Source organism: Streptomyces sp. NPDC127068 (assembly GCF_042724695.1).
In the GTDB taxonomy this organism is placed as follows: Bacteria; Actinomycetota; Actinomycetes; order Streptomycetales; family Streptomycetaceae; genus Streptomyces.
This window is the reverse complement of record NZ_JBHXEN010000018.1, coordinates 117,679-128,556: the sequence shown is the minus strand read 5'-3', so window position 1 is coordinate 128,556 and position 10,878 is coordinate 117,679. Positions and strand designations below refer to the sequence as shown.

The 10,878-nt window shown below is 72.4% G+C and carries 12 protein-coding genes; 9 read left to right on the top strand and 3 right to left on the bottom strand.

The features are described from left to right. The first annotated feature begins 251 nt into the window (after positions 1-251). The 8 genes from ACFWIA_RS14175 (at position 252) to ACFWIA_RS14140 (ending at position 6,356) form a co-directional block, all read left to right on the top strand. Complete coding sequence (locus ACFWIA_RS14175; RefSeq protein WP_387003846.1) at positions 252-392, top strand: hypothetical protein; 141 nt, start codon at positions 252-254, stop codon at positions 390-392. Between the two features lie 113 nt (positions 393-505). Next, on the top strand, positions 506-1,150 hold the full coding sequence (locus ACFWIA_RS14170; RefSeq protein ID WP_387003843.1) for an HAD family hydrolase: 645 nt from the start codon (positions 506-508) through the stop codon (positions 1,148-1,150). 56 nt (positions 1,151-1,206) lie between these two features. Continuing rightward, entirely contained in the window at positions 1,207-2,379 is a 1,173-nt protein-coding gene (locus tag ACFWIA_RS14165) for an acetoin utilization protein AcuC (protein ID WP_387003841.1), read from the top strand. A gap of 106 nt (positions 2,380-2,485) precedes the next feature. Beyond that, on the top strand, positions 2,486-3,301 hold the full coding sequence (locus ACFWIA_RS14160; protein ID WP_387003838.1) for a phosphatase: 816 nt from the start codon (positions 2,486-2,488) through the stop codon (positions 3,299-3,301). 128 nt (positions 3,302-3,429) lie between these two features. Continuing rightward, positions 3,430-3,639, top strand: coding sequence for a helix-turn-helix domain-containing protein (locus tag ACFWIA_RS14155; RefSeq protein ID WP_351249121.1), 210 nt, complete (start codon positions 3,430-3,432; stop codon positions 3,637-3,639). A 139-nt stretch (positions 3,640-3,778) separates the two neighbouring features. Continuing rightward, the gene (locus tag ACFWIA_RS14150; RefSeq protein WP_003948845.1) at positions 3,779-3,877 is read left to right on the top strand and encodes a 30S ribosomal protein bS22; all 99 of its coding nucleotides are present in this window, start codon (positions 3,779-3,781) and stop codon (positions 3,875-3,877) included. Between the two features lie 329 nt (positions 3,878-4,206). Further along, entirely contained in the window at positions 4,207-5,259 is a 1,053-nt protein-coding gene (locus ACFWIA_RS14145; RefSeq protein ID WP_387003835.1) for an NAD-dependent epimerase/dehydratase family protein, read from the top strand. A gap of 59 nt (positions 5,260-5,318) precedes the next feature. After that, on the top strand, positions 5,319-6,356 hold the full coding sequence (locus tag ACFWIA_RS14140) for a lysophospholipid acyltransferase family protein (RefSeq protein ID WP_387003832.1): 1,038 nt from the start codon (positions 5,319-5,321) through the stop codon (positions 6,354-6,356). A gap of 62 nt (positions 6,357-6,418) precedes the next feature. Here ACFWIA_RS14140 and ACFWIA_RS14135 read toward each other — a convergent pair whose 3' ends face one another. From ACFWIA_RS14135 to ACFWIA_RS14125, 3 genes are all read right to left on the bottom strand, one after another. Continuing rightward, positions 6,419-7,768 carry a DUF5667 domain-containing protein gene (locus tag ACFWIA_RS14135; protein ID WP_387003830.1) on the bottom strand — a complete coding sequence of 450 codons (1,350 nt, stop codon included), beginning with the start codon at positions 7,766-7,768 and terminating at the stop codon, positions 6,419-6,421. 328 nt (positions 7,769-8,096) lie between these two features. Beyond that, on the bottom strand, positions 8,097-8,945 hold the full coding sequence (locus ACFWIA_RS14130) for an ECF subfamily RNA polymerase sigma factor, BldN family (RefSeq protein ID WP_387003827.1): 849 nt from the start codon (positions 8,943-8,945) through the stop codon (positions 8,097-8,099). A gap of 348 nt (positions 8,946-9,293) precedes the next feature. Beyond that, positions 9,294-10,247 (bottom strand): HAD family hydrolase, encoded by a 954-nt coding sequence (locus ACFWIA_RS14125; protein ID WP_387003824.1) that lies wholly within the window; start codon positions 10,245-10,247, stop codon positions 9,294-9,296. A 243-nt stretch (positions 10,248-10,490) separates the two neighbouring features. Between ACFWIA_RS14125 and ACFWIA_RS14120 the strand changes: the two genes are divergently transcribed. Continuing rightward, complete coding sequence (locus ACFWIA_RS14120) at positions 10,491-10,778, top strand: glutaredoxin family protein (RefSeq protein ID WP_387003822.1); 288 nt, start codon at positions 10,491-10,493, stop codon at positions 10,776-10,778. The last annotated feature ends 100 nt before the right edge of the window (positions 10,779-10,878 follow it).

Below are 10,878 nucleotides of genomic sequence, written 5' to 3'. Positions count from 1 at the left end.
TGTGGCCCCCCGGCCCTAGGGCCTGGGAACCACTCCTTTTTTGTTGCCCTCTTACCGGGGCGTGCGGGAATCTCCGGTCGCGCGGCGCCGGCCGGGCCACAGGTCGTCGTACGCGGCGTCCATGAACTGCACTTGCGGCCCGCGCAGTGCCGAGGCATCGGCCGTCTCGCTTCGGGCGACCTCAGCGAGACGGGCCGCGAAGGCGCGGCCTTCTCCACCTGCGACGCGATGCTCAGGAACTTCAGGACCACGTGCTTCAGCTCCGCCCGGTGCGCGGCGGACTCCTGTACTTCGAGCTGCCGGGTGTTGGCCCGCGTCACCATGTGCTGGCCGAACAGCGACCCGCCCGCGCCGAGCGCCACGCCTGCCAGCGACAACAACGCCGGCCCTAAAGTTCCCCAAGATCCCATGAGCCGGAGTATCTCAACTCGTCGGTCCAGCGGGCCGCAGTCCCCACGGACCGTCCGCGCCGGGGGAGTTGCGGACAGCCTTTAGGGTCGGAGACATGCGCTACGAACTGGTGGTCTTCGACAACGATGGTGTCCTCGTGGACAGTGAACCGCTCGCCAACCGCATTCTCGCCGCCTACCTCACCGAACTGGGGCACCCGACCACGTACGAGGACTCGCTGCGGGACTACATGGGAGCCGCGGTGCACCGGGTGCACGACCTCATCGAGGAGCGGACCGGACAGCGACTGCCGGCGGACTTCGACCGCGAGATCCAGGCGCGGACGGCGGCCGGCTTCGTACGGGAGCTGAAACCCGTACCCGGGGTCGTCGACGTGCTGGAGCGGCTGGTGGCCGACGGCGTCCCCTACTGCCTCGCCTCCTCCGGCAGCCACGAGCGGATCGGCGTGGGTCACCGTACGACGGGGCTGGACCGGTGGTTCGGCCCGGAGCGGGTCTTCAGCGCCGAGGACGTGGGCCGGGGGAAGCCCGCGCCGGACCTGTTCCTGCACGCGGCCCGGCAGATGGGCGTGGCCCCCGAGCGCTGCGTGGTGATCGAGGACAGCCCGCTCGGGGTCCGGGCGGCGGTCTCGGCCGGCATGGACGTGTACGGGTTCACCGCGATGATGCCCGCCGAACGACTCGGCGACGTCACCGGGCTGTTCGGGGACATGCGGGAGCTGTACGCACTGCTGGACTGAGCACCGCGGGCCGCCCCTGCGGTCGCCGTCGCAGCCGGACCGATACGGTGATCGGCATGAGCGGGCACGCACAGTTGATGTGGGACGAAGCGGTGACGGGTTACGACTTCGGACCGGATCACCCGATGAACCCGGTGCGACTGGATCTGACGCGCAGCCTGGTGCGGGCCTTCGCACTGGACCGGCGGATCGAGACGGTCGCCGCCGGGCGGGCCGGGGACTCCACGCTACGGCTCGTGCACCGTCAGGACTACATCGACGCCGTGCGGGCGGTGTCCGCCGACCCGGGTTCCGCGGACGGCTCGTACGGCCTGGGGACCATGGACGATCCGGCGTTCGCGGGCATGCACGAGGTGTCCGCGCTGATCGCCGGACAGTCGGTGGGGGCGGCCGAGGCGGTGTGGCGGGGCGACGCGCTGCACGCGGTGAACTTCGCGGGCGGACTGCACCACGCCATGCCGGGCGCCGCCGCGGGGTTCTGCGTGTACAACGACGCGTCGTTGGCGATCGCGCGGCTGCTGGAGCTGGGCGCCGAGCGGGTCGCGTACGTGGACGTGGACGTGCACCACGGGGACGGCGTCCAGGCCGCGTTCTGGGACGACCCCCGGGTGCTGACCGTCTCGCTGCACGAGCACCCGCGGACGCTGTTCCCGGGCACCGGGTGGCCGGAGGAGACGGGCGGGGACGCGGCCCCGGGGTCGGCGGTGAACGTCGCGCTGCCCGCGGGGACCGGCGACGGGGGCTGGCTGCGGGCCTTCCACGCGGTGGTGCCCGAACTGCTCGCGGAGTTCCGTCCGCAGGTCCTCGTGACCCAGCACGGGGCCGACACGCACTTCGAGGACCCGCTGGCGCACCTCGCGGTGTCCCTGGACGCCCAACGGGCCGTGCAACTGGCCTGCCACGACCTGGCGCACGCGTACGCGGACGGGCGTTGGGTGGCCCTCGGGGGCGGCGGGTACGCGGTGGTCGAGGTGGTGCCGCGGTCGTGGACGCACCTGGTGGGGATCGCCGCGGGGGCGCCCGTGGAGCCGACCGCCGAGGTGCCGCAGGAGTGGCGGCAGGAGGTCTTCGCGAAGACCAGGATGCCGGGGCCGCGACGGATGACCGACGGTCGGTGGCCCGTCAGTTGGGCCGACTGGGACGCCGGCTACGACCCCGCCGACCGGCTCGACCAGGCCGTGCTCGCCGCGCGGCGGGCCGTGTTCCCGTTGCGCGGACTGCTGGCCTGACCGCTCGGCCGGGCCCCGCCGCCGGGTCGGCCGCTCGGTTCGGCCGTTCGAGGGGGCCGGGGGCGTTCCGGGTACGCGACGGCCCCGGGTGACGGACCATGACGGAATGACGGGTGCGGGATGGCTGCGGGGCTACGTGGTGGGGGCGGGGCTCGCCGGCGAGGTCAGCACCTCGCGGGAGGGGAGCCTGCGCAGGTACCGGCTCTTCGCCGAGCGGGACCCGCGGGCGCTGCTCGGCCTCGACCCGCTCGGCGAGTGGAGCGCGGCGCAGGTGATGGCGCTGATGGCCGACCGGTGCGGGGTGTCGGGGGACCCGGAGTGCCGGACCGGGCGGGACGTGATCGACCCGCGGCGGACGGTCGCGGCGCTGGACGGGTTCGCGGAGCGGATCGCGGTGGCGGTCGGGCGGCGCGAGGCCGTTCTGTTGGGCACCGGACATCCGGATCGGCTGTTGGAGTTCTACGCCAGTTTGGCCGGTGCCCTGTCGGCGGCTGGATGTGAAGTCCTCACCCCCGGCGCCGGTAGCTCTGTCGACATAACGACCCGGTTCGGCCTACGCGGGCATCGTCTCGACTACGTACGGGGCGTTGCACTGGTTCGGGAACGCGATGCCCCGTGCGCCGGGCGTGAGACCGGCGCGCACACCCATTCCCCGCTGCCCGTGAGGGTGGCGCTGGCGGCCTGTGCGGCGTCCGGAGGGCCGCTGCCCGGCTTGGTCATCGGGGACCACGGTTGGGTCTGCGGGGCAGGTCAGCTGGGGTTCGACGCGATCGGCCTGGGGGATTCCGACGATCCCGCGCTGTTCGTGGGCGAGGCGGAGGGGAAGGTATCCGTGGCGGTGCCGCTCGATGACGCTGCGCGCTCTGTTTACTACCGGCCGCTCACTCGCTATGTACTCAAACGGGCGTGTCTGTCACAGTAGGCCGCCGATCGCTGCTCCTCTTCCCCACTCGCATCACCCGCCCCTAGTCTGGGGAGTGAGCGCACAGCGACGAGGAGTCACCGGAGGGGAAGCCGGTGCCCGTCATGTGTGGAAGGTTCAGGTGTGTCATGGCTGCTGCCGATCGGCCTCTGAGCGAGGTCCAGTTCTTGACCGTGGCGGAAGTCGCCTCGGTGATGCGAGTGTCCAAGATGACCGTGTACCGGTTGGTGCACAGCGGTCATCTGCCCGCGATCAGGGTGGGGAGGTCCTTCCGAGTTCCGGAGAACGCCGTTCACGAGTACCTGCGCGACTCCTATGTGGGGGTGGACACCGCCTGATCGTCACCCTCGATTACAGACTGGGAGCTCGGGCGGGGTAGGCTAGCCCCTCGTAGGTCGTGTGGGCCCCAATGCAGCCCCGCACCGAGTGATTGTCCCTGCTGAGCAGGGGTTGTCCCAGAAGTGAGCGAGGGTTGACGTGGGCTCTGTAATCAAGAAGCGGCGCAAGCGGATGGCGAAGAAGAAGCACCGCAAGCTGCTGAAGCGCACTCGCGTGCAGCGTCGCAACAAGAAGTAGTTCCCCTTCGCGGAGGAGCGGTCGGCTCAGGCCGTCCGGTGGTCCGGGAGCACTGCTCCCGGGCATCGGTGACGGTCGTCGGCGGGCCCCCTCCGGGAACTGCTTCGTGTCGCGCCGCGACGGCGCTCTGTGGCCCTTCCACTTCGGTGGGAGGGCCACAGTCGTGTGGTGGGGTGTCTGCTTCCCGTCGTCCCGCGGGAGGACGGAGGTTCGCCTCCGGTGGCGACCCGCTAACGTGGCGGCCAGGCACCGGTCGGGCCACGACCGGGCACGGCGGGGCTCCACGCGGCACGGTGGTGCCGCGGAGGCGGGGAAGGCAGGCGCGGAACGTGGGCGAGGTCGTGCTCGTGACCGGGGCGGCCCGGCAGTTGGGCGGTGCGTTCGTCCGGCGCGTCCTGGGGGACCCGGAAGTCGAGCGGGTGGTGGCGGTGGACGCGGTGGAGCCGGCGAGCCCGTTGGCGGGCGCCGTGTTCGTGCGCGCCGACATCCGGCGACCGGCGATCGGGCGGGTCCTCGCCGAGCACGGCGTGGACACGGTGGTCCACCTGGACGTCACCGGCACCCCGCCGGGCGGTGGTGGTCGGGCCGCGCTCAAGGAGACCAACGTCATCGGGACGATGCAGCTCCTCGGGGCGTGCCAGAAGTCGCCGACGGTGCGGCGGCTGGTCGTGAAGTCGTCGACGAACGTGTACGGCTCGGCGCCGCGCGATCCGGCGGTGTTCGACGAGACGACGCCCCCCAAGTCCCTGCCGAGCGGCGGGTTCGCCAAGGACGCCGTCGAGGTCGAGGGGTACGTACGGGGCTTCGCGCGTCGTCGCCCCGACGTCGCGGTGTGCGTGCTGCGGTTCGCCAACATCCTGGGGCCGCGGCTGGACACCCCGCTCACCGGGTACTTCTCGCTGCCGGTGCTGCCGACGGTGTTCGGGTACGACCCGCGGCTCCAGTTCGTGCACGAGGACGACGTGGTCGAGGTGCTCCGCATCGCCGCGGGCGACCCGGTGCCGGGGACGCTGGGCAGCGGGACGTTCAACGTGGCCGGGGACGGGGTGCTGCTGTTGTCGCAGTGCGCGCGCCGGCTGGGGCGGCCCACGGTGCCGACGCTGCTGCCGGCGGTGACGTGGGCGGGGTCGGCGCTGCGGGCGCTGAACCTGTCGGACTTCTCGCCGGAGCAGGTGCGGCTGTTGACGCACGGGCGGGTCGTGGCGACGCGCCAACTGCACGAGGGCCTCGGCTACCGTCCCCGGTACACGACCGCGGAGACCTTCGCGGACTTCGTGCGCAGCCGGGGGCCGGGACTGCTGCCGCCCGCGGCCTTGGCCCGGGTGGTCGACCGGGTCGCGCGACGCACGGTGCCCGATCCGGTGAGCGGCATCCGGACCTGACGCAGCGCGCCCCCGCCCACGGCCGTGGCGGGGGTGCCGATGGAGGAGTGCAGCACGATATGGCGGACGCCAAGGTCATCCCGTTCGACGACGACCGGTCGCGCGCCGGCGCGCAGCGCGCGGCCCGGCGCCGGGCCCCCGCCGCGCGGCGCCCCGGCCCGCCGGAGGAGCCCGCCGAGGTGACGGCGCTGCCCGGTGCGGTGCCCGGTCCGCGGGGTGACGCAGGGGAGGGCGACGGGGCGGAGCAGCGGCGGCCGGGTGGCTGGGAGGAGCGGATCAGCGGCGGGTTGGCGTTCCTGCGGCGACGGTTGACCGGTGAGTACGAGGTCGATGACTTCGGGTTCGACGCGGAGCTGACCGATCAGGTGCTGATGTCGTTGCTGCGACCGGTGTACGAGAAGTACTTCCGGGTCGAGGTGCGCGGTGTCGAGAACATCCCGGACGAGGGGGGTGCGCTGATCGTCGCGAACCACTCGGGGACGTTGCCGTTGGACGGGCTGATGATGCAGGTGGCCGTCCACGACCACCATCCGCGGGGGCGGCACCTGCGGTTGTTGGCGGCGGACCTGGTGTTCATGTTGCCGGTGGTCAACGAGTTGGCGCGGAAGGCCGGGCACACGTTGGCGTGTGCTCAGGACGCGGAGGCGCTGTTGCGTCGTGACGAGTTGGTCGGGGTGATGCCGGAGGGGTTCAAGGGCATCGGCAAGCCGTTCGGCGAGCGGTACAAGCTCCAGCGGTTCGGGCGGGGCGGGTTCGTGTCGACGGCGTTGCGGGCGGGGAAGCCGATCGTGCCGTGTTCGATCGTCGGGGCGGAGGAGATCTACCCGATGTTGGGGAACGCGAAGACGCTGGCGCGGTTGCTGGGGGTGCCGTACTTCCCGCTCACGCCGACGTTCCCGTGGTTGGGGCCGTTGGGGGCGGTGCCGTTGCCGACGAAGTGGACGATCCAGTTCGGGGAGCCGATCCCGACGGACGGGTATCCGCCGGAGGCGGCGGAGGACCCGATGTTGATGTTCGATCTGACCGATCAGGTGCGGGAGCAGATCCAGCACACGCTGTACAAGCTGTTGGTGCAGCGGCGGTCGGTGTTCTTCTAGGCGGTCGGTGTTCCGGTGGGTGGGGGCGCCGTCCGGAGGGGCGCCCCCACCCGTCTCCGTCCTTACGGGCGGGTGTCCTTGGCGTCGATGCCGAGGTCCGGGAGGAGACCGGGGAGGAGCGGGGGGAGGGTGACGTCCGGCTCGGGCTCCGCGGAGGGTTTGTCGGATGCGGTGGGGCTCCCGGGGTCGCGGCCTTGGGGCGGGTCGAGCAGTCCGCCGGTGCCGCCGCCGATGAGGGCGCCGTCCTTGCCGTCCGTACCGCTCTTGCCGTCCTTGCCGGGGCTCGACGCGGAGGGTTCGGGGCGGTCGCCGGTGCCGCCGGTGCCGCGTTCCCGGGTGTCGCCGCTCTCGCCGCCGCTGGGGCGGGCGGGTGCGGTGCGGTCGGCGCTGCCGGGGGTCGGGCTGGTCGGGGTGCGGTCGGCGGCGGGGCCGCCGCTGTCCGGGGTGCCGCTGGGTGCGGGGCGCCGGGGCAGCAGGGAGCGCAGGGGTTCGACCTCCTGTTCCAGGGCGTCGAAGACGGAGCTGACCTGTTCGCTGACGTCGCCGAGTTGCACGGGGAGGGTTTCGCGGAGGGTGCTCCAGCTGTCGCGGTGGGAGCGCGAGAAGGCGGAGAGCGCCTGGATGGGTCCGAGCGAGCCGTCGCGTTCGTAGGCGGCGAGCAGCAGGCGGTGGCCCTCGGCGGCGTCGTGCCGCATGCCGTTCAGGGTGCGGCGGACCTCGGTGACGGACTCGTGGTCGAGGTGGCCGCCGCGTCCGCGGTCCATGAGCCTGCGGGCTTCATGGAGCCGGGTGGACGCTTGGTCGAGGTAGAGCTCGCCGCGGTCGGTGTCGCTGTCGGCGAGGCCCCGCTTGACGTCCTCCATGCCCCGTTTGAGGCCGTAGAGGGTGTCACCGGGCAGGGCGTCGCCGCTCGCCGCGGCCACGCCCCCGAGGGCGCCCGCAGCAACGCTGATGGTGAGGCCGCCGGCGGCGAGGCCCTTGCTGAGCCGGGTGCGGGGGCGCAGTTTTCGCAGCGGTCCGGCCCGGTGGGCGCCCTTCGTCCCCTTGCGGGTCCGCTGCTCGGGCACCGAAGGGTCCGTCGCTCCACCGCCTGCGCCCTCCCTCAGCATGGCCTCCATGGCGGCCACGAGCTGAGCGCGCTGGACGACCTTGACCTCGGGGTCCAGTGCGGGTCTGGGGACGGCGGTGAGGCCGTTCGCCAGGGTGAGCATGCGGGCGGCTTCGGTCCGCTGGTCGTTCGCCCGGGCGGACCGTTCGGGCCGGCCGGATTCGCCGGGCCGAACGGGCTGGCCGGGTGGCTCGGACTGCGGCTCGGACTGCTCGGCCGCCGGGCCGGGCGTACCCGGGCCCGAATCCTCCAGGGCCTGGGCGAAGGCGTTCGCCCGCCGGTGCGCCGATACGTTCGCGATCACTGGCGGCACCTCCTCTCGTCATGACGGTCGACTCCCCAGGGGGTCCTGAGGGTTCCATTCCCCGAGGGCCTCCACCCGTTCGAGGGAGCGGAGATGGTCGGGGTTGACCACGGGGAGCCTGTATCCCGGACAACGAGTGGCGCGGCACTTCGGTTACGGACGCGCGACGACCGGACGTGCCGGCCAAATGTCGCTTACGCGCGGTGAGTTGATCGTCGCGTACCGTGTCGGGATCGGTTTCCCGGATCAGGCGGGGCCGGTGGGGCGGCTGGGGCAGTGCGTACGGGGGCGTGCTCCGCGGAGATTCTCCGCGGCGGTGCCCCCCGGTTCAGCGGGCGTCGTCCGGGAGGAGTCGGGCGAGGGTGCGGACCGCCCGGTACTGGAGGGTCTTGATCGCGCCCTCGTTCTTGCCCATGACCCGGGCGGTCTCGGCGACCGACAGTCCCTGGAGGAACCGGAGGGTCACGCACTCCTGCTGCTGGGGGTTGAGGCGGCGGACTGCTTCGAGCAGCGCCGCGTTGGAAAGGGCCTCCAGGACGGAGTCCTCGGGGCTGCGCTCGACCTCGTTGGCGTCGAGCATCTCGCCGGTGGTCACTTCGAGGCGGAAGCGGCTGCTCTTGAAGTGGTCGGCGACGAGGTTGCGGGCGATGGTGACCAGCCAGGCGCCGAAGTCGCGGCCCTGCCAGGTGAAGGTGCCGATCCGGCGCAGGGCGCGCAGGAAGGTCTCGCTGGTGAGGTCCTCGGCGGTGGCCTTGCTGCCGACGCGGTAGTAGATGTAGCGGTAGACGGTGTCGCTGTACTGGTCGTACAGCCGGCCGAAGGCCTCGGCCTCGCCGGACTGGGCGCGTTCGACCAGCTCCATCATGCGGGCGCTGTCGCTGTCCGCCGCCGGACGGCGGACGGTGGTCGTGGTGGCGGGGCCGCGGCCCCGGCGGGTGACGGCGGTCGGGCTGCCGTCGGCCAGGGCGTAGCAGCGGCCGGTCGGGCCGGGGGCCCGGGGCGTGCGGGCGGAGGGACGGGGGCAGTCGGTCGGACGACGGACGGATGGCGCGGGTGGTGCGGGGACTGCGTATGCGGGGACGGCGTACGCGGTGGGGACGAAGCCGCGCAGGTGGTCGAGGACCGTTGCGCGCAGCGTAGCCAGGCCCGAGGCGTCAACCCCGACGTGTGGGTACACGGGACTCCCAGAGGCAGAGCTTGCATCACGTGCTGTGCGGGACCGTTCACCCGTCGTGGCGACGTGTGGGTACCGGTTGCGTCTGAGGAGAATAACGCTTCGTACAGGCGGTGCTACACCCAGTTGCTCAAATCATCGAATACGGCGGTTCTGGTTTCGCTTCGTGTCCGTTTAACTAGCTGAGAGTGAGCAATTGTTGATCGAGATGGATCGCTTTGGGGGTGGGAGCCGGGTGTGTTGTGGCGGATTCTGTCTGCGGGCCGTCTTCGTGCACGTGCCGGGCGGGCCCGGGGCGGGGGTGGCGGTGCGTGCACCGGGCTGACGCGGGCGGGGGCGGCGCGGAGTCGGTCAGCGGCGCGTCTTGCGGTGCAGGGCGATCGCCGCTGCGGTGCCGCCCGCCACGGCGCCCACGCCGGCCGCCGCGGGGATGCCGACCTTCGCCGCCTTGCGGCCCGTGCGGTAGTCGCGCAGTCGCCACTCGCGGGCCCGGGCGTGCTTGCGGAGCTTGCTGTCCGGGTTGATCGCGTAGGGGTGGCCGACCAGGGACAGCATGGGGATGTCGTTGTGCGAGTCGCTGTACGCGGCGCACCGGCCGAGGTCGAGACCCTCGGCGCCGGCGAGCGCGCGCACCGCCTCGGCCTTGGCCGGGCCGTGCAGGGGTTCGCCGACGAGCTTGCCGGTGTAGACGCCGCCAACGGACTCGGCGACCGTGCCGAGCGCACCGGTCAGGCCCAGTCGGCGGGCGATCACCGTGGCGATCTCGACCGGGGCGGCGGTGACGAGCCACACCTTCTGACCGGCGTCCAGGTGGGCCTGGGCGAGGGCGCGGGTGCCCGGCCAGATGCGGTCGGCCATGTACTCGTCGTAGATCTCCTCGCCGATCGACATCAGTTCGGCGACCCGGTGGCCCTGGACGATGGACAGCGCGGAGTCGCGGGCGTCCTGCATGTGCTCGGGGTCCTCGACGCCGGCGAGCCGGAACCACGTCTGCTGCCAGGCGAACCGGGTCAGCTCGCGGGTGTCGAAGAACTTCCGCTTGTACAGTCCGCGGCCGAAGTGGAAGAGGGCGGCGCCCTGCATCACCGTGTTGTCGAGGTCGAAGAAGGCGGCGGCGCGCTGGTCGCCCACGACGGGGAACTCCGCCTCGGGGGCCGCCCCGGCGCTTTCCTCGGCGGGCGCGTCCGGCGTGGGTTCGAGGTCGGTCGAGGACTTGCGGGCGGCCTCCGCCGACGCCTCGCCTGCCAGCACGCTCCGTGCCGTGGCGGAGCGCCTACGGGGGGTGAGCCATCGAAGAGCGGCCATGCCGTGAGCATAGCCAGTTTGTTCGGAGGCGCCCCGCCCGGCCGGGGGCGGCCCGGTGAACCGCGGGTGGCCGGGGCGTCCGGTGCCGCGGGTGGCGGGGGCGGCGCTCCCCGCCGTCCTTCCCGGTGCCGCCGCCGGTTCCGCTTCGGTGCGGGGGCGGCCGGGGTTGACCGGAGGTCGGCCGGGGGGAGGGGAGGCGGGCCGGGGGCGAGCGGGGGTCGGGTGTCGGGGCGCGGGGTGAGAATGGCCCGTATGAGTCCGCTCTTTCGACGTACCCAGAAGAAGCCGCCCGCCGAGCGTGTCGTGACGCTGATCGGCAAGCCCGGGTGCCATCTGTGCGAGGACGCGCAGGCCGTGATCGAGAAGGTGTGCGGGGAGCTGGGCGCCACCTGGGAGTCGAAGGACATCACCCAGGACGAGGAGCTGCACCGTTTGTACGCGGAGCAGATCCCGGTGGTGCTCGTGGACGGTGCGCAGCACGACTTCTGGCGGGTCCGCGAGGACCGGCTGCGCCGGGCGCTGACGGGCTGATCGGTGGGCCGGCTGGCCGGAGGCCGGGGCGGCGGGGCGGTGAGGTGTGTGCGTCCGGTGTGATGTGTGGTGCTCGGGTGCGGGTGTGGGGGGCGATTCC